The organism is Streptomyces sp. NPDC051576, assembly GCF_040681835.1.
Taxonomy (GTDB): Bacteria; Actinomycetota; Actinomycetes; order Streptomycetales; family Streptomycetaceae; genus Streptomyces.
Window position 1 is genome coordinate 87,147 of record NZ_JBFAZO010000011.1, and the last position, 18,053, is coordinate 105,199.

Consider the following 18,053-nt stretch of genomic DNA (forward strand, 5'->3'; position numbering starts at 1 on the left):
CGCTACAGATACAACCCCGCGTCCGCCCCCTCCCGCTGGTCCGGCACCGACGTCGGCTGGGTGCCCCGGCGCAGCGCGTACAGCTCCGCCAGGGTCGCGCCCTCGCGGCCGACGCCCTCCTCCGTGCCGAGCCAGTTCACCGCCTCCTTGCGGGTGAGCGCGCCGACCTCGATGCGGGCCAGACAGCGGCCGGGGCGGACCACGGCGGGGTGGAGGCGCTCCAGGTCCTCGTTGGTGGTGACGCCGACCAGGACGTTGCGGCCCTGACCGAGCAGGCCGTCCGTGAGGTTCAGCAGCCGGGACAGGGCCTGGCCTGCCGTGTGCTTGGCCTCGCCGCGGATCAGTTCGTCGCAGTCCTCGAGCAGGAGCAGCCGCCAACGGCCCTTGCCCGTCGAGTCGTCCTCGCCGATCGCGATGTCCATCAGATAGCCGACATCGCTGAACAGCCGCTCCGGGTCCAGCACACAGTCCACCTGGCACCAGTCCCGCCAGGAACGGGCCAGCGTGCGCAGTGCCGAGGTCTTGCCGGTGCCCGGCGGGCCGTGCAGCAACAGCAGCCGGCCCGCGATGTCCTCCGGGGTCGTCTTCATCAGGCGGTCCATCGCATCGGCCACCGGACGCGTGTAGTTGGGGCGCACCTCGTCCCACGTACCCGCCGAGATCTGCCGGGTCGTCCGGTGCGGGCCGCGCCTGGGGGAGACGTACCAGAACCCCATCGTCACGTTCTCCGGCTGGGGTTCGGGCTCGTCCGCCGCGCCGTCCGTGGCCTGGTCGAGGACCTTCTCGGCGAGTTCCTCGGTCGTCGCGGTGACCGTGACGTCGGCGCCGCGGTTCCAGCGGGAGATCAGCAGGGTCCAGCCGTCGCCCTCGGCGAGGGTCGCGCTGCGGTCGTCGTCGCGGGCGGCGCGCAGCACGCGGGCGCCCGGCGGGAGCAGGGTCGCCCCGGACCGTACGCGGTCGATGTTCGCCGCGTGCGAGTACGGCTGCTCGCCCGTCGCGAAGCGGCCGAGGAACAGCGCGTCGACGACGTCGGACGGGGAGTCGGAGTCGTCGACGTTGAGCCGGATCGGCAGTGCGTCGTGTGGGTTAGCGGACATGGGGCCATGATCCGGCACGAGGACGCCGTGTGCACCCGCTTTCCACAGTGCGCCCCCGAGTGTCGGTTCCGCCCGGTCCATCCGATGTGTCCGCTCCGTGTCCGCCGTGTATCCCCTCGGTCCTGTTACAAGCCTGTGCATGTGGAGGCCTGCCCCACCGCCGGGCACCGACGTTACTGTTGCCCTTGATGGGACGTCATGGGTGGAATTCGGGGGCACGGCGGTGGCGGCTCACCGCGTTGCTCGGCGTGGGTGTGGCCGCACTGGCTCTGATCGTGACCCTGATCAACACGCTTCCCGGCGGCGGAAGCACCGCGGGCACCTCGCGCGACGGCGACAAGGTGCACGGCACTCCGGCGACCCCGCCCGACGAGGACCGGCCGGAGGTCGGCTGGGGCTTCACCCACACCCAGTACAGCGCCGACGAGGGCAGTGACACCGCGACCGAGCGTGTAGAGGGGCTGCTGGCGAAGTCCCAACTGCCGCAGGACCAGGCCATCATGGGCTGGGGCGCCGACAACCCCGAGCCGGTGAAGGGGCGTTACGACTTCGGCGCCCTCGACCGCCGTATCGACTTCGTCCGCAAGTCGGGCGGCACCCCGGTCATCACGCTGTGCTGCTCCCCGGACTGGATGAAGGGCGGCAAGGCGGGCGTCGACAACACCGACTGGAGCCAGGTGTCGCTGGAGACGGCCCCGCAGGCGGACCACTACGCGGACTTCGCCGCGCTCGCCGCGACCGTCGCCAAGCGGTACCCGGACGTCACCCACTTCATCGTGTGGAACGAGTTCAAGGGCTTCTGGAACAACGCCGAACAGCGCTGGGACTACGAGGGTTACACCCAGCTCTACAACCTGGTCTACAAGGCGCTGAAGAAGGTCAACCCGAAGATCATGGTCGGCGGTCCGTATCTGGTGATGGACAGCGTCGACCCGCGCGACGCGAACGCCTCCAGCACCCTCAAGGGCAGTTGGGGCGCGATGGACCAGAGGATCGTCGACGCCTTCGACTACTGGAACCAGCACAAGGCCGGCGCGGACTTCGTGGTCGTCGACGGCTCCAGCTACACCAACGACGACGAGCTGCTGCCGAACGAGTTCGGGGCCACCGACAAACTCACCGCCGTCAGCGAGTGGGTACGGCAACAGACGCACGACCTGCCGCTGTGGTGGGCCGAGTACTACGTCGAACCCGCGGACGGCAACGACGACCGCAAGGGCTGGTCCGAGACCCATCGCGTCGCCGTCCAGGCGGCCGGCATGATCGCCATGGCCAAGGGCGGCGCCACCTCCGGCTTCTATTGGAACCCGGAGGACGAGAAGGGCACGAACTGCGCGGGCTGCCTGTGGACCCCGACCGACAGTTCCGACGGCGGGAGGCAACTGCCCATGTACGACCTGGTCTCCCGCTTCGACACGGCCTTCGGACCCGGCACCACGTACGCGACGGTGTCCGTCGCCGCCGACGACGTGCCCAATGTCCGCGTCCTCGCCACCGACAAGACGGTCCTGGTCGTGAACACCCTGAACCGGCAGATCAGCGCGAAGGTCGACGGCAAGCAGTTCGACATGGCGGCCTACGAGGTCAAGTGGCTGACGCGATAAGCCACTTGACCTCGTGGACCTGCTACTTCATGGTCAGGAACCGCTGCACCAGCGAGGCCAGCAGCACCGCCAGCAGGGGCAGCGAGAACCAGAAACTGCTCTGCAGCCACCGCAGTTGACGCACACCCGGCCGCACCGCGACCCGGACCACCTCGCGGGCCGTCAGCATCAGGATCAGCGCGACGGCGGCGAGCGCGCCCACCACCGACCACGGCGTCCAGGTGATCTGCGGTCCGATCGGCCCGGGATCGGGCTTCGGGACCGCACCGGCCGGCTGGGTGCGCAGCGCGTACATGGTCACGTCGTCGTTGACGAGGACCTTCCTCAACTCCTGCCGGTTGTCGAGGTTCTGGACGAGCCGCGCCTGCCAGGTCGGTGAGAAGCCCGCGTCCATCTGGAGCGCCACGACCTGACTCTCGTTGATCATCAGATACGAGTTCGGGCCCGCGTCCTTGAGCGCCTTGACCAGACCGGACACCAGCACCGGGTCCGAAGGGGCCAGCGTGGGAACGTAGTTGACCCGCTCCATGTCCTTCGCGCCCCACGGCATCGCCGGCGTCACGTCGTTGACCGTGTCGTCGGTCAGCCACAGCAGCCGCAGGGTCGGCTTGTCGTGCGCGTACACGTAGTCCATGGCCGCGACCTCGCCGGGCCGCACCCGCTCGAAGCCCTCGTTGCCCCAACGGGCCACCAGGAAGCCGCCCATGAGCAGCAGACCGGCGAGCAGCGCGGCCAGCGGGGCGAGGCTCACCCGGTCCTTCTCGCGCTCCTTGGCGGTGACGCCGGTGCGCGGGAAGAGGGCGAGACCCGCGAGCAGGGCCGCGCCCGGCACCGCGAACATGAAGACGCGCAGCGCCATCTCGCCGCCGTAGGACTGCATGCCGAAGCCCAGGAACGGGACGAACGTGAGGACGAGCAGGGAGCGTTCGCGGTACTTGTGGTCGCGGCGGCGCCACCAGCCCCAGCAGGCGAAGGCCATGATGCCGCCGGCCAGCAGGACGCGGGTGTAGAGGACCAGCTTGTGGGTCGAACTGCCGCCCGCGATACGGCCGGAGACGGATGTCGACACATTGCTGCCGACCCCGCCGACCCCGCCGAAGAGGTCGTCGAAGTGTCCGGACCAGTACGGCTCGGCCATGAAACCGAGCCAGACCGCGACCAGCACCGCGAACAGGATGGGCAGGCCGCGCAGTTCGGAGCGGCCGATCAGGACGAGGACCGTGAGCACGCCCAGCATCACGAACGGGGTGAGCTGGTGGGCCGGGACGCTCGCCGCGAACAGACCGATCAACACCAGGAGCAGGACGGCCTGTTGACGCCGGTCGGTCGGCTCGACCTCCGTCTCGCCCGGCCGCATCCTCGACCACAGGACGCCCGGCGCCCGGAACCACACCAGCAGGATCGCCACGAAGGCCAGATAGAGCAGGAAGGTGAAGCCCTGCGGGGAGAAGTAGTCCTGGCCGACCCAGCCGCTGAGCACGAAGATCCAGATACCGGTCCACTTCGCCCGCCAGCTCGCCCGCAGTGAGCGCACCAGCAGGAACATCGGTGCCAGATAGGCGAGTTGGATGGCGGTGGGCCACCAGCGGATCACCTCGGTCCAGTCGGTGATCCCGCACGCCCTGCCGATGAACGCCGCCGCGGCGAAGAAGCCCGGCCAGCTCCAGCGGGCGTCCAGGTCGGGTACGGCCGACCCGGTGCGGTCGATGTAGTCGATGAACCCGAGGTGCTGCCAGGCCGTCGGGAAGCGCGGTTCGGGCTCGATCACCGCGGGCAGCGCGTGCAGCGAGACGACGGTCGCGAGCAAGGTGATCAGCAGCAGGGCCCTGTGTTCGCGGCCCAGCCACAGCAGCGCGGCGAACACCGTGACCAGCAGCGCGGCGCCGACCAGCGTGGGCAGCGGCAGCACCGAGATCAGGCCGAGGCCGCCCATGTCGTCGAGGTCGGCCTGGCCGAGCCGCAGCGCGGGCACCCAGTACAGGAGCAGCGCGGCGACCAGCAGACAGACCAGCACGACACCGGGCCGGGTGGGCACGAGGCGCTCGCGCAGCGACAACGGGCGGGCGGGCGGTGGTACTTCTGCCTCCCGTGCCTGCTCCGCCGCGTCCTTGCGGGCCTGCTCCCGGACGAGGGCCGCCTCCGGTACGACCACCCGGTCGGAGCCCTCGGCGGGCTCGAACGGCGCGTCCACCTCGGGCTCCGCCGACGGGCTCAGCGAGGACTCCGAACCGGGTTCCCGCTCCTCGACGGGCAGTCCCACGATCTCGGACCGTTTGATGCCGAGCGCCCAGGTCGGCCGCTGCTCGCCGGACACGATGGGCGTGCCGGTGGGCGGGGTGCCCGGACCGGGCCGCACATCGGGACGGCGTTCCAGGTGGTCGAAGTCCACATGGATGCCGAGCGCGAGGGTGTCGGAGTCGAGCGCCCAGGCCGGACCACGACGGCGCGGCGCGGCCGGGACCTCGCGTGCCCCCAGGTCGGCGAGGTCGCCGTCCGGTGCCGTGTCCTCGGGCGCTTCCGCGGGCGTCGCTGCCCGGAGCGTCCGGAAGAGCTTGGGCGCGGCGATCGTCACGATCACCGCGAGGCTGGAGATCTCGGCGACGCCCGCGCCGGTCAGGCCCATCCGGGGCAGCAGCAGCAGCGTCAGACCGAGCACCAGGACGCACAACAGGCCCTGCAGCCACGCGAGTCCACCGGTGCGGCTCTGCGCGCGCAGCACCGCGAAGTAGGTCTCCATGACGACCCGCAGCAGGGCGCCCACCGCGAACCAGCGCAGCAGCGGGGTCGCCGCGTCCGCGTAGCCCGCGCCGAACACGCCCAGGATGTACGGGGCGCCGATGAACAGCAGCCCGCAGATCGGCAGCATGATCCGGGCCATCCGCTTGAGCGCGGCCCGGGTGTTGGCGGCGATGCGCGCCGGGTCGTGCGAGCCCTCGACGGTCAGTGAGGCGCCCATGTTGATGGCGAGCAGGTTGACCGTGCCGCCTATCGTCGTGGTGATGTAGAAGTACGCGTTGTCCTCGGAGCTGACCTGCGAGGCGATGATCACCGGCACCAGGTAGACCACGGCGAGCGAGAACAGCGAGCCGGTGTAGTCCCCGGCGAGGAACCGCCCGATCTCCTTGAGCGTCGGCGGCCTCGCGTGGTCCTCGGTCGCCTTGATGTGCCGGGGCACCAGCCGCCGGAACACCAGCCAGCCGAGCGGCACCACGGAGAAGGCGATCGCGGCGACCCACGACACGAAGACACCGCTGGTGGCGAACACCGTCGCGAGCCCGACGAGCAGCGCCAACTTGACCGCCGAGAACACGGTGTTGCCCACCGGCACCCAGGGCGCGCTGCGCAGCCCGGTCAGCACACCGTCCTGGAGCGTGAGCAGGTTCCAGGCCACGACCGCGACGACGAAGCCGAGCGCGTGGCTCGGCCCGTGCAGGAAGCGGTACGAGGGTCCCCACTCGTTCAGGGTCAGCAGGAAGACCCCGGCCCCGAGCGCGACGACCAGCGAACTGCCCGCGTACGTACGGAAGATGAGACGGCCGGTGGCGCGTCCGGCGACCGGGATGAAGCGGGCCAGGGCGCCCGTCAGGGTCACCGCGGTGAGTCCGGCCAGGAGCTTCATCGCGGCGATCGCCGCCGAGCCCTGTCCGACGGCGGAGGCCGAGTAGTAGTGGGCCGCGATCAGCCAGTAGCCGAGGCCCAGCACCGCGGAGATCCCGGTGTTGAGCATCAGGGCGTAGGCGTTGCGGAACAGCGGGCTGCCGCCGGGGGACTTGCCCCTCCCCGGCAGGCGCAGTCGGCGCCCCGTCCGCTGGGGCGCCTCGGTCTCGGGCGTTGCGGCCTCGGTGGTGGTGGTCGTGTCAGACACGGGAACGGCTGGCCTTCCGGCGGACCTGTCGGGCTCTGCGGACCATGGCGTACCCCTGGGTGAGGACCCGGTCCCTGGCGAAGTTACGGGCGATCGCACGGCCCTCGACGAGCCGCTCGAACTCCTCGACGCCCGTGGTGCGGCGCACGGTCACCCGACGCAGGGCGTACGGTCCCTGCCGGCGGCGGGCGAGGTCGTTGCCGACGGCGAGCGCCTGCGCGAACCCGGTCTCCCGCACCGCCCGGCGCACCCGGCGGCTGGAGTAGCCGTAGGGATACGCGAACGAGACGGGTACGGCGCCGAGTTCGTCGGCGACGATCTCCTTGCAGCGGACCAGCTCCGTGCGCAGGGTGTCGTCGTCGAGCTGGTCGAGCTGCGGATGGGTGTGGCTGTGACCGCCGATCTCGACGTCCGCGCCCGCGAGTTCGCGCACCTGGTCCCAGTCGAGCATGGTGTCCAGACCGCCCCCGGTGTCGTGGGCGCCTCGGATCCAGCCGGTGGAGACGAACAGGGTGGACGCGAAGCCGTGCTGCGCCAGCGCGGGCAGGGCATGCCGGTGCACACCCTCGTAGCCGTCGTCGAAGGTGATCAGCACCGGCCGCTCGGGCAGCGGCTTGCCCGAGCGCCAACTCGCCGCCAAGTCAGCGGTGTTGACCGGCGTGAAGCCCAGATCCCCGAGAAGCGCGAGCTGCTCGGCGAACGCCTCCGGCGCGACGGACAGCTCGCGGGTGGCGTCGTTCGGGGCGGCGGCGATCGAGTGGTACATGAGGATCGGCACCGGTGTGTCACTCATGTGCGTCCCCCCGATCGATCCCGACCACCTCGAACGTGGCCCCGCCCCGCCGTGCCCGCACGCTCCCGACGACATACCCGCCCGCCGCCGTGAACACCCCGGCGACGATCGCGCCCGCCCGGCCCGCGCCGCCCGGGCGGGCGAACACGGCGTCCCGCAGGCCGCGTGCCACGCCGGCCGGGAGGACCCGGGTCGTGTACCGGCGTTCCGACTCAAGTCCCTTGTCGGCGCCGACACTTCGGGCCACCAGGGCCTTGGACAGACCCTCGGCGTAGGCACGCGTACGGAAGTACCCGAAGTGCTCGCGAGCCTCGGGCACCCGGTGGTGGATCACCGCCCGGTCGTCGATCAGCAGCACCGCGTCCGGTCTGGCCCGGGTGAGCCGGATGCACAACTCCGTCTCCTCGCAGCCCAGCGGGCGCTTGTCGCCGTCACGCCCGATGCCGGTGGCGAAACCGCCGGCGGCGTCGAACGCCGTACGGCGGAACGAGGCGTTGCCGCCGAGGACGTTGCGGACCCGGACCCGGCCCGGGGGCAGGCCCCGGTAGGTGCAGCCCACCACCCAGTCGAACTCCTCGGGGAACCAGGCGGGCCGGCGGCCCGACGCCCAGATCGGCATCGTACGGCCGCCGACGGCCATGACCTTCGGATCGGTGTACGCCTCGGCGAAGTGCCGCAGCCACTCCCGCTCGGCCACGGCGTCGTCGTCGAGGAAGGCGATGACCTCGCCGCGCGAGACGGCGATGCCCGTGTTACGGCCGGCGGACAGCCCGCGGGGGCCCGCGTTCGCCAGCACGCGGACCTCGCCCGTCTCCTCGAAGTCCTTGTACTCCCTGGTGAGTCGGTCCAGGAGAGCCGGGTTGTGGTCGACGACCAGCAACGTCTCCAGAGCGGGCCGCGACTGCGCCCGCACCGAGGAGACCGCCGCGAGGATGTCCTCCCAGCGGTCCTCGGTGTAGACGCAGATCACGACAGAGATGCCGGGACTGCTCAAGACACCTCTCCCCGGACCGAGTCGAGCTTCGTGGAGTGTGAACGACGGCGCAGCGCACGCCGGTTGGAACGCTCCTTGAGGATCACCTTGAGCACCCGCAGACCGTCCCGCACGGCGCGCAGATTGCTCGTGCCGTGGATACGGAGGTACTCGTGGCTGGGGATCTCCTGCACCTTGAGACCGGCCTTGACCACCCTGATGTTGATGAGGGTCTCGATCTCGAAGCCGGTGCAGTCGAGGTCGATCTTGTCGAGGCAGTGCCGCCAGAACGCGTTGTATCCGTAGCAGAGATCGGTGTAGCGGGCGCCGAACTTCCGGTTGACGATCGTGCACAGCGCCCAGTTGCCGAGCTTGCGGATGAACGTCATGTCGTCCGTGCCGCCGCCGTTGGCGAAGCGGGAGCCCTTGGCGAAGTCCGCGCCCGAGACGAGGGCGGAGACATAGCTGACGATCTCCTGCCCGTCGGCCGAGCCGTCCGCGTCGACCATCACGATGATGTCGCCGCTGCAGGCCTCGAACCCGGTGATCAGGGCATCCCCCTTGCCCTTCCCCTGCTGTTCGACGACCTTGACCCCGGGCCACAGCTCACGGGCCACCGCGACGGTGTCGTCGCTGGAATTGCCGTCCACAAGAACCACTTCGTGAATCCATGCCGGAAGGGTCTTGAAGACGTAGGGAAGATTCTCCGCCTCATTCATGGCGGGAATCACGATGCTCACCGGCGGTGTAATGGCCAGGTGAGAGGAGATCGGCCGGTATTTGGCCGACATTAACGGATCTTGGCCCGATGTCGCTGGGCGCAGAACAGAACTCACGAGTCTGGTCCCTCTCGTCCGGCGGACCGCCCGCCCCTGGGCGGCCCGGCTCTGTGCTCCGGTTCGAAAGGGGGGTTCTCACAGGCGACACGGAGAAATGGATCTCCGTGCACGCGTGGTGAGCTGGCAAAGCTGGTCGACCCCCGGAAAGCGTGAAAGCCGGCCGCGCGGCACGACTCGGTCACAAATGCGGTCACCGAGCACGGCACCCCCCTACCGCGCCCCGCCCCGGATCCATCGCGGTCCTTGAGCCCTCCCCTAGAGCCGCTCGATGATGGACCAGTGCGGGTGAGATGTACGACGGTATTGATGATTGAACCTGTATGGCAAGGCCTGGAACGAGGCCTCACGTTTTTGTTGGTTTGACCGTTACACTCCTTTGTCTGTCGTTGTGCGGCCGCGCATATGCCGCACGAATACCGGTATCGGAATCAGACAACTGATCGCCGCCACCGCGATGATTCCGCCGTCGACCGACCAGCGGTGCACGGCCAGCATTCCCTGGGCCACCAGCATGTCGACGACCACCGCGCCCGCCACCGAGGTGAGGACCCGGGCGAAGGGATCAAGTCCGCGCAATATCGCGGCGATCGCCGCGGCCGGCGCGGCGAAGAGAAAGAACAGCGCGAACGGACCGCGCAACGGCGAGCCGGAATCGGTGAGCGCGAGCACCGCGCCGACCGCTCCCACGGCCGCGGCCGCACCGGCGAGCAGCGCCGACAGGTCCCTCCCTGGTCCTGACCGCGTCCGCCCGGTGTCGGCGTTGGATGTTCTCTTGATCCCCAAGGTCTGCATTGGCGACTTTGCCCCCCGACGCGCCGGATGCCGGACTTCAATGTGACGCAGCCCCGCGCGACACGTCAAGACGCCCACTCGGACGCTCCGGTACTCCCTTGGCATGGACACTTCCCGTCAATGTGCGTAGTTGGTACGACGGTTGTGGCAGAGATCCTGCTAAGGGAGGTTCCATGAGACGTTCCCGATTTACGGCATACGTGACCTCGCTCCTCCTCGCCGCCGGCCTCGCCCTCACCGGGGCGACGGCGGCGCAGGCGTCCCAACTCGCCGCCACCGGCGGCTATGTGGCCCTCGGCGACTCCTACTCCTCCGGAGTCGGCTCGGGCAGCTACATCAGCTCCAGCGGGTCCTGCGACCGCAGCACCAAGGCCTACCCCTACCTCTGGGCAGCCGCCCACTCACCCTCGACGTTCGACTTCAAGGCCTGCTCGGGCGCTCGTACGGGTGATGTTCTCGCCAACCAGCTCGGCACCCTCAGCACCTCGACCGCCCTCGTCTCGATCAGCATCGGCGGCAACGACGCCGGCTTCACCGACGTCATGACGACCTGCGTCCTGCAGTCCGACAGCTCCTGCCTCTCCCGGATCAACACCGCGAAGGCGTACGTCGACTCGACGCTCCCCGGCCTCCTCGACAACGTCTACTCGACGATCAGCGCCAAGGCCCCCGCCGCGCACGTGGTCGTGCTCGGCTACCCGCGCTTCTACCGACTCGGCACCACCTGCCTCGGCCTCTCCGCGACCAAGCGCTCCGCCATCAACGGCGCGGCCGACTACCTCGACACGGCCATCGCCAAGCGCGCCGCCGACCACGGCTTCACCTTCGGCGACGTACGCACCTCGTTCACCGGCCACGAGATCTGCTCCGGCAGCTCCTGGCTGCACAGCCTCAACCTGCTCAGCATCGGCGAGTCGTACCACCCGACCGCGTCCGGCCAGTCCGGCGGCTATCTGCCGGTACTGACCGGCGCGGTCTGAGGTCTCACTGACCCGAAGGTGATGCCGAGTCCGAGGCGGAGGCCCCGTCCGACGGGGTCTCCGTCAGGCAAGTCACCGAGAACGGCACCGAGTTGGACGTCGTCTCCACCGGGCTGCGGACCTCGACGCTGATCTCGTTCTTGAACGTCCCGCTGTCCGTGTACGTCGTCAGGAACACCCGGTCCTGCTTGGTCTTCCCGCCGCCCGCCGGGAACGACAGCGTCTTCCAGCCCGGGTTGGAGACCGAGCCGGTCTTCGTCACCCACCGGTAGGACACCTCCGCGGGCAGTTTCCCCACCGTGATGCTCGCCGTGAAGGTCGGAGCCTTGGAGTTCGGCGGCGGACAGGTGCCGGAGTAGTCGGTGTTGGCACCCGCCACCGTCGCGTGCACCGACTGGGGCGCCGAGGACGACTTGCTGCTGCTCGGGCTCGGCGTCTGGCTGGGCGTCGCACTCGTGCTGCTGGCGCTGGGCGAACTCCCGCCCGAGGTCTGGCTCTTGGGGCTGCCGGTCGTCCCGCTCGCGTCCGCGTTCCCGTCGTTCCGGTTCAACAGCGCGTACGTCAGCCCGCCGATCGCCAGGGCCAGCGCGACCAGGCCTGCGATCAGCACGACGGCCGCGCGCCGGTTGCGGTGCGGTTCGTCCGCGGTCGGCGTGGTCGTCGAGTAGGGGCCCTGCGGCGGCCCGAAGCCCTGCACCGGCTGCGGCGGCGTCCGTGACTCCCCCTGGGAGTACGGGTCCTGCGGGGAGCCCGCCATCGTCGGCGCGTACGGCGTCGTGGGCGCGGTGGCCGCGTACGGAGTGCCGCCCGCCGCGACGAGCCGCAGATCCTGCTCCGCCTGCTCGGCCGACATCCGCTCGGCCGGATCCTTGCGCAGCAGCCCCTCGATGACGGGGGTGAGCGGCCCCGCCCGGTGCGGCGTCGGCAACTCCTCGTCGACGATCGCGCGGAGCGTGCTCAGCGGGGTGTTCTGCCGGAACGGCGAACTGCCCTCGACCGCCGCGTACAACAGCACGCCGAGCGCCCACAGATCGGACTCGGGCCCGGGTGTGCGGCCCAACGCCCGCTCCGGGGCCAGGAATTCGGGCGAACCGATGACCTCACCGGTCATGGTGAGCGCCGAACTGCCCTCGACCATCGCGATACCGAAGTCGGTCAGCACGACCCGACCGTCGTTCGACATCAGCACGTTGGCCGGTTTCACATCCCGGTGCAGCACCCCCGCGTCGTGCGCGGCCCGCAGCGCGGCGAGCACCTCGGCACCGATGTGCGCGGTCCGCTGCGGGGTCAACGGGCCCTCGGCGTCCAGGAGATCGGCCAGGGACACACCCCGGACCAGCTCCATCACGATCCAGGGGCGGCCGTCCTCCGTCGCCACGTCGTACACCGTCACCACATTGCGGTTGGCCACCCGCGCCGCCGCCCACGCCTCGCGCTCCAGCCGGGCGTACATCCGCTCCACGTCGCCGGAGTCCAGCCCGGCCGGCGCGCGCACCTCCTTGACGGCGACCTCGCGCTGCAGCACTTCGTCGCGGGCCCGCCACACCGTGCCCATCCCGCCCTCTCCGAGCGGGGACAGGAGCCGGTAGCGGCCCGCGATCACACGTTCAGTGCCCGGTTCTTCGGGCATGGGTGCCCCCCATTCGCATCCGGGCCAATTCTCCACAAACGTAACTCAGCCGAGTGCGGATGCCGCCCCCTTGAGTACCAATCCGACCCCAAGGGCCACGACGACGAGCGCCGACGCCAACGGCAGCGTCCGGCGGACCAGGACAGCCGTGGGGCCGGCGGTCCAGCGGGGACTCCGGTCCAGCACACGGTTCATTCCTGTACCCAGCTTGACGACCGCGAATCCGGCGGCGGTGAGGGTGAGCGCGAGACCGACGCCGTACGCGACGACGAGCAGCAGCCCGAACCAGGCCTGGCCCAGCGCGGCGGCCCCCACGAGGACGACCACGGCGGAGGGGCTCGGCACCAGCCCACCGGCGAAGCCGAGCAGGATCGTGCCGCGCAGGGTGGGGGCGGTGGAGTGGGTGTGGGTGAAGCCGCCGTGAGTGTGTTCCACGGTGTCGTCGTGAGCGTGCCCGTGACTGTGGTCGTGGTCGTGGTCGTGAGGGTGGGGGTGGTCATGACCGTGATCGTGACTGTGCGGGTGGGGGTGCGGGTGTGCGTGGGGCTCGGCGTGTGCGGAGGCCAGGACCAGCGCGCGCTCGCGTGACTTCACGGGCTCGTGCACGTGTCCGTGTGAAGGGGCGGGTTTCCGTGGGCGGTTGCTCCAGGCCCTGCGGACGAGGTTGCCGCCGGCGAAGAGGACCAGGACACCGCTCGCGATGCCCAGCCACGCGATCACCGAGGGGGTCGCGGCGGAGCCGGCCGTGACCAGGAGGCCCAGGGCGATCACGCCGAGGGTGTGGGTGACGGTGACCGAGGCCGCGAGCGGGAGGACGTCCTTGAGGCGGGCGCGACCGCCCCGCGCGGCGGCCGTGGCCGCCATCAGGGTCTTGCCGTGGCCGGGTGCCAGCGCGTGCATCGCGCCCAGGGCGATGGCGATGAGCAGGGAGAGGGCGGCGAAGCCGACGCTGAGATCGTGCCGGGCGACCAGGTTGTTCAGGGCCTCCGTCCAGCGGTCGGCGCCGCGCGGGAGGATCGAGGCGGCCGGTGTGTCGGACGCGGACTGGTCGTCGTCGGTCAGGGCCGGGCCGCCGGGACGGGCCTTCAGGGACGCGGTCGTGGTGTCGGCGGGGGAGGAGAGCAAGTCCTTGGGATAGCTGGTGAGTTCGTGTGACACCGACTTCTTCGCCACGTCCGACCCGGTGAGCGTCATCCGGTCGGCGCGCGCGGTGATCTCCCGCCATCCCGGGCCGGTGGTCAGCCCCGCGCTGTGGAACCCGATGGTCACGGCGTTGCCCTTGGGCAGAGGCGCTGTCGAACCGCACTCCACCCGCAGGGTGTTGAGCCCCGCCTGCCCGGGGCGCAGGTGCGCGGTGCTGCTGCCGGGCGTGAGGGAGACCGTACGGCCGTCGACGGTGACCTTGCTGCCCTCGGCGGCCTTGTCGCACCGCTGCCGGGCCCACTCCGTCATGCCCAACCGCTTGATCTCCGGCTTGACTTGGGTCGCCGGGATCTCCGCGAGGTCCTCGACGTGGGTCACTCGCAGCTCGCCGGGGGCGACGACGAGACCGTCGTAGCGGTTGACGGTGAAGTTGCCGAGGGGGTGCGCGCTCGCGGCGGCGGTGGGGACCAGGAGGAGCGTGCCGGCGGCCGTGAGGACGGTCGCGGCGGCGGCGAACAGGCGGCGGGCGGGCCTCACTTGGTCGCCTCCAACGCCTTACGGGCCTTGCTCGCGCCCAGCGGCGAGAAGCCCGGGTTCAGCTTCAGGGCCTTGGTCAGATGGGCGCGGCCGTCCGCCTTGTGGCCCGTGGCGAGTTCGATCATGCCGAGGTGGTAGATGAACGAGGCGTTGTGGTAGCCGGTGGCCGTGGCGAAGCGGGCGTAGGAGAGGGCCTCCTTGTCGAGGCCGTTGACGTGCAGGGCCCAGGCGAGGGCGTCCGCCGTGTGCACGGTGTGGCGGCGGGCCCACTCGGCGCGGGCGGCACGCAGGGCCGACTTGATGTCTCCGTGGTCGGCGGCGGCGAGCGCGGTGTCGAGGTCGGCGTTGACGCCGTTGGCGCGGGCGAGGGCGATCCACGCGTCGACGAGGGCGTACTGGTCGTCGGCCTTCGCCTTGTCGCCCGCGGCCCCCCGGCTCTCGTACAACTCACCGAGTTCCACCAGAGGTTGGGGCAGCGGATAGCGGGAGACGACCAGTTCCATGCCCTTGATGGCGTCGGCGCGGTCGCCCAGGGCGGCCTGGGCGCGGGCGCGGCCCTCCAGGGCGGGGAGGTAGTTCTCGTCGGCGGCGAGGGCGCGGCCGTAGTCGCTCAGGGCGGTCTTGTAGTCGCCCTGGTTCCAGGCGAGTTGGCCGAGCGTGGCCGCGACGTACGAGATGTCGCCGGGGGAGGTGGCGGCGGCGAGCGCGCGTTCCAGGACGCTGCGGGCCGTGGTGACGTCGCCGCGCAGCTCGTGCACGTACGCGTACCGGGTGAAGACCGGGACGCCGGGCTTGCGGGCGTCGGCGAGGTCGGCGGCCTTCGACGCCTCGTCGTAGCGGCCGAGTTCGACCAGCGCGTCGATACGGGAGCACAGGGCGCGCTCGCTGTAGGGGTTCTCCTTGAGTACCTGGTCCGCGTAGGTGAGGGCTTCTTTGAACTCGTGCCGGGCTGCGGCGAGCGCGGCGCGGCCCTCCAGGGCGTTCTCGTTGTCCGGCGAGATCTTCAACGACCGCGCGAACGCGGCCTGCGCCTGCGGATACCGCGACGGATCACCCTTCGTCCGCGCCTGCTCCACATAGGCCAGCCCGAGCGTCGCCCACCCGTCGAAGTCCTTCGGCTGCCCCCGCAGATGGGCCTGCAACGAGGCGATACTCGCGTCCAGACTCCCGCTGGCCAGCAACTCCGGTGACACCGCACTGGAGTTGGTCGCGACGCTGGCACCGCTGTCCTTCGCGGCACCGATCGCGATCGCCCCGCCGGTCATCGCCACGGCCAACAGGGCGGCACAGCCCGCGAGTTGTAGCGCCCGCCAGCGACGACCCGCGGCTGCGGCCCGGCGTACGGCGGCGACGCGCTCGTCGTTCGGCGCGGGGGAGTCGTCGGGGTTGTCGTGGTGGTGGGTGTGGGTCGACCCGTCGTGGTGGTGATGTGTGTGGGCCGGTCCGTCGGCGTCACCGTGGTCGTGGGAGGGGGCCGGTTCATCGGCGGTGCCGTGCGCGGGAGTTGCGGTGGGGGGCACATCGGCGGCGGCGGTGTCGGTCGGCTCGGGGGCCTCGGCGTGGGCTCCGGTCGCGGAGTGCTCGGAGCGCGGGGCCTGCGGCTCCTCGCCGGGAAGCGGGCTGTCGGTCGGCGCGGATTCCGCCTCGGCGACCGGCTCCGGGACGTCCTGGCCGGCTGAGCCGGCGGATTCGGTGACGGGGTCCGAACTTGGCGTGTCCATCGGCTCGTTGGCCGTTTCGGTGCCGCGCGCGCTCTCCGTCTCGGCGCCGGCTTCCGCGGCCCGCTCACGCCCCGATCCGGCGCCCTCGTCCTCAGCCTTGGCGGTGTTCGTGCTCTCCGCCCCGCCGTCAGCCCTCACGTCGCCCCCACCCGCGTCCTCCCCCTGCTCCCACAACCGCTCCCACTCCCGCTCCGCCGCCGGCGTCTCGCCGGGCCTGTCCTCCGGCGGGTTGTTGTCGTTCTCGCGCGGGGCCATGCCGTTCCTCCATCGCCTGGGTGGATCAGTGGTTCTGTGGGTCTGCGGACCGGTGGATACATGGGGATACGTGGATCAAGTGCCGTACTGCTCAAAGGGCGTGCCACACGGGGTGGCGCGGCCCGCACCGTGGGGGATGGAGCTGTGCGGGCCGCGCCAGTTCGTGGGGGTCAGTACGGGCGGTGGCTCATCCGGCGGCGCCACCACGCGACGCCCGCGCCGATCAGCAGGACACCGGCCACACCGGAGGCCGCCGAGGCGACGATCAGCATCATGTTGTCGCTGCTGCTCGCGGACGAACCGGCCGGCTGCAACGCGTCGCCGAGCTGGTTCTTGACGTCGGAGCCGCTGGTCGTGCCCTTGGCGAGCGGGCCGCGTGAGCCCGAGGTGGGCTCGGCGACGTACGGGAAGTACTTCTCGAAGCCCTTGTCGTTCTTGTCGACCGCGTCGCCCAAGTCGTTCTTGGAACCGACCAGTTCACCCTCCATGACCTGGAGCGCCTCGTCGATCACGTCGTCGGTGAGCCGACGCCCGTTCGGGAAGCCCGCGTTGTCGCCGTCAAGGACACCGAGCCGCTTGGGGTGCGCGGTCGGCTTGATCGAGGTGTTGAGGCGCAGCATCTCCGACGGCTTGGCGTACGGCTGCTCGGTGTTGAGGTCCTTGACGCCCGTGAGGAACACGCTGACGAGGTCGTTGCGCGGCTCGCTCGGCGCCTTGATCTTGTAGATCGACTCGATCAGCTTCGGCAGTTCCGGCTCGGTCACGTTCTTCAGGAACTGCGCGTCGTCCTTGGGCTGGGACGCGTTGAACTTGTCCTTGTCCTTCTGCGGGTTGACGACCTCGTTGACCAACGGGTTGCCCAGCCGCGAGACCTGTGTGTAGTAGCCCTGCGCGTTCTTGCGCTGGGTCGTCGAGTAGATGCCGACGGTCGGACGCGAAGCCGACTGCCGGATCAGGTCGTTGGGCACCTGGAGGGCGATCGTGTTGACGTTGTAGCCCTTGAGCGTGTCGTTGCCGACCTCGCTGAGGTTGCCGCCGTACAGCAGGTCGAAGACGCGCAGATCGGCGAAGAACGGGTCGTCGGCCTGGCCGGCGAAGGTCGCGCCGCCGTTCGTCGTCTTGTAGACCGCCTGCGAGCGCAGCTTGGCGTAGTCGGGCATCGACGCCTTGCCGACGTCCGACGGAGCCGCCGGGATGTCGTCGGCGACCTTGGTCTCGGAGACCTGCTTGCCCTTCTTCAGCTTGATCAGCTCGACGTCGTAGGACTGCGTGACGTTGAGGTCGGGGTCGGTGAGGCTGGTGACCGCGCCCGTGTTGTAGAGGAACGTCTTCTTGTTCTTGATCTGGGTGTTGAAGGTGTAGCGGAAGATGAAGTCGTCCAGTGCGTCACCGTTGTTGTCGATGTGCAGGTCGTACTGGGCGTCGTCCGCGAACTGGTAGAAGTTCGGGCCGCCGGCGGGCTCCTCGAACGGGATCCAGTTCGCCACGATCGTCGTGGTGTCCGGCTTGTCCGGGCTGACGAACGCGTACAGGTCCGTGTTGTCGTACTGCGGAGTTCCCGAGATGAGAGGGGCTTCCCGGTGGGAGGAGGCCGAGGCCACTCCCGGTTCCAGCACGGTGACGCCGGCGGCTGCGAGCCCCCCGGCGGTCAGCGCGCCACATATGAGGGCCGCGAGCTTCCTGCGTCCCGCACCGCTCCTGGAGATAGGTGTCATGCCGTCCGTCCTCAGTGCCAACTTGCCTGACGCCCGGGGATTCGGAACTGGCGCCGGGGCGGATTGGTCGAAGTCGAAAACTTTTTTTGGTGGGCCGCTATCCGTCCCT

12 protein-coding genes are annotated in these 18,053 nt (G+C 70.1%); 2 read left to right on the forward strand and 10 right to left on the reverse strand.

Annotation, left to right across the window (positions count from 1 at the left end):
• Positions 1 to 2: 2 nt before the first annotated feature.
• Positions 3 to 1,097 carry a DUF5925 domain-containing protein gene (locus AB0M63_RS31985; protein WP_355906206.1) on the reverse strand — a complete coding sequence of 365 codons (1,095 nt, stop codon included), beginning with the start codon at positions 1,095 to 1,097 and terminating at the stop codon, positions 3 to 5.
• Between the two features lie 188 nt (positions 1,098 to 1,285).
• Between AB0M63_RS31985 and AB0M63_RS31990 the strand changes: the two genes are divergently transcribed.
• Complete coding sequence (locus AB0M63_RS31990; RefSeq protein ID WP_366021851.1) at positions 1,286 to 2,701, forward strand: xylan 1,4-beta-xylosidase; 1,416 nt, start codon at positions 1,286 to 1,288, stop codon at positions 2,699 to 2,701.
• A gap of 22 nt (positions 2,702 to 2,723) precedes the next feature.
• Here the strand turns inward: AB0M63_RS31990 and AB0M63_RS31995 are convergent, their stop codons facing one another.
• From AB0M63_RS31995 to AB0M63_RS32015, 5 genes are all read right to left on the reverse strand, one after another.
• Positions 2,724 to 6,566: a lipopolysaccharide biosynthesis protein gene (locus AB0M63_RS31995; RefSeq protein WP_366021852.1), complete on the reverse strand. Its 3,843-nt coding sequence runs from the start codon at positions 6,564 to 6,566 to the stop codon at positions 2,724 to 2,726.
• Positions 6,559 to 7,359: a polysaccharide deacetylase family protein gene (locus AB0M63_RS32000; RefSeq protein WP_366021853.1), complete on the reverse strand. Its 801-nt coding sequence runs from the start codon at positions 7,357 to 7,359 to the stop codon at positions 6,559 to 6,561. The genes AB0M63_RS31995 and AB0M63_RS32000 overlap by 8 nt, the downstream gene beginning before the upstream one ends.
• Complete coding sequence (locus tag AB0M63_RS32005) at positions 7,352 to 8,353, reverse strand: glycosyltransferase family 2 protein (RefSeq protein WP_366021854.1); 1,002 nt, start codon at positions 8,351 to 8,353, stop codon at positions 7,352 to 7,354. Before AB0M63_RS32005 ends, AB0M63_RS32000 begins: the two co-directional genes overlap by 8 nt.
• On the reverse strand, positions 8,350 to 9,168 hold the full coding sequence (locus AB0M63_RS32010) for a glycosyltransferase family 2 protein (RefSeq protein ID WP_356063632.1): 819 nt from the start codon (positions 9,166 to 9,168) through the stop codon (positions 8,350 to 8,352). Before AB0M63_RS32010 ends, AB0M63_RS32005 begins: the two co-directional genes overlap by 4 nt.
• Before the next feature lie 369 nt (positions 9,169 to 9,537).
• Positions 9,538 to 9,963 carry a hypothetical protein gene (locus AB0M63_RS32015; protein ID WP_366021855.1) on the reverse strand — a complete coding sequence of 142 codons (426 nt, stop codon included), beginning with the start codon at positions 9,961 to 9,963 and terminating at the stop codon, positions 9,538 to 9,540.
• 173 nt (positions 9,964 to 10,136) lie between these two features.
• Here AB0M63_RS32015 and AB0M63_RS32020 point away from each other — a divergent pair, with 173 nt between their 5' ends.
• Entirely contained in the window at positions 10,137 to 10,943 is an 807-nt protein-coding gene (locus tag AB0M63_RS32020; protein ID WP_355906227.1) for an SGNH/GDSL hydrolase family protein, read from the forward strand.
• A gap of 4 nt (positions 10,944 to 10,947) precedes the next feature.
• Here AB0M63_RS32020 and AB0M63_RS32025 read toward each other — a convergent pair whose 3' ends face one another.
• The 4 genes from AB0M63_RS32025 to AB0M63_RS32040 all read right to left on the reverse strand — a co-directional run bounded on the left by AB0M63_RS32025 (position 10,948) and on the right by AB0M63_RS32040 (position 17,944).
• On the reverse strand, positions 10,948 to 12,573 hold the full coding sequence (locus tag AB0M63_RS32025) for a protein kinase (RefSeq protein WP_366021856.1): 1,626 nt from the start codon (positions 12,571 to 12,573) through the stop codon (positions 10,948 to 10,950).
• 45 nt (positions 12,574 to 12,618) lie between these two features.
• The gene (locus tag AB0M63_RS32030; RefSeq protein ID WP_366021857.1) at positions 12,619 to 14,253 is read right to left on the reverse strand and encodes a sulfite exporter TauE/SafE family protein; all 1,635 of its coding nucleotides are present in this window, start codon (positions 14,251 to 14,253) and stop codon (positions 12,619 to 12,621) included.
• On the reverse strand, positions 14,250 to 16,229 hold the full coding sequence (locus tag AB0M63_RS32035; RefSeq protein ID WP_366021858.1) for a hypothetical protein: 1,980 nt from the start codon (positions 16,227 to 16,229) through the stop codon (positions 14,250 to 14,252). Before AB0M63_RS32035 ends, AB0M63_RS32030 begins: the two co-directional genes overlap by 4 nt.
• Before the next feature lie 170 nt (positions 16,230 to 16,399).
• The gene (locus tag AB0M63_RS32040; RefSeq protein WP_355906239.1) at positions 16,400 to 17,944 is read right to left on the reverse strand and encodes a DUF4331 domain-containing protein; all 1,545 of its coding nucleotides are present in this window, start codon (positions 17,942 to 17,944) and stop codon (positions 16,400 to 16,402) included.
• Positions 17,945 to 18,053: the final 109 nt, after the last annotated feature.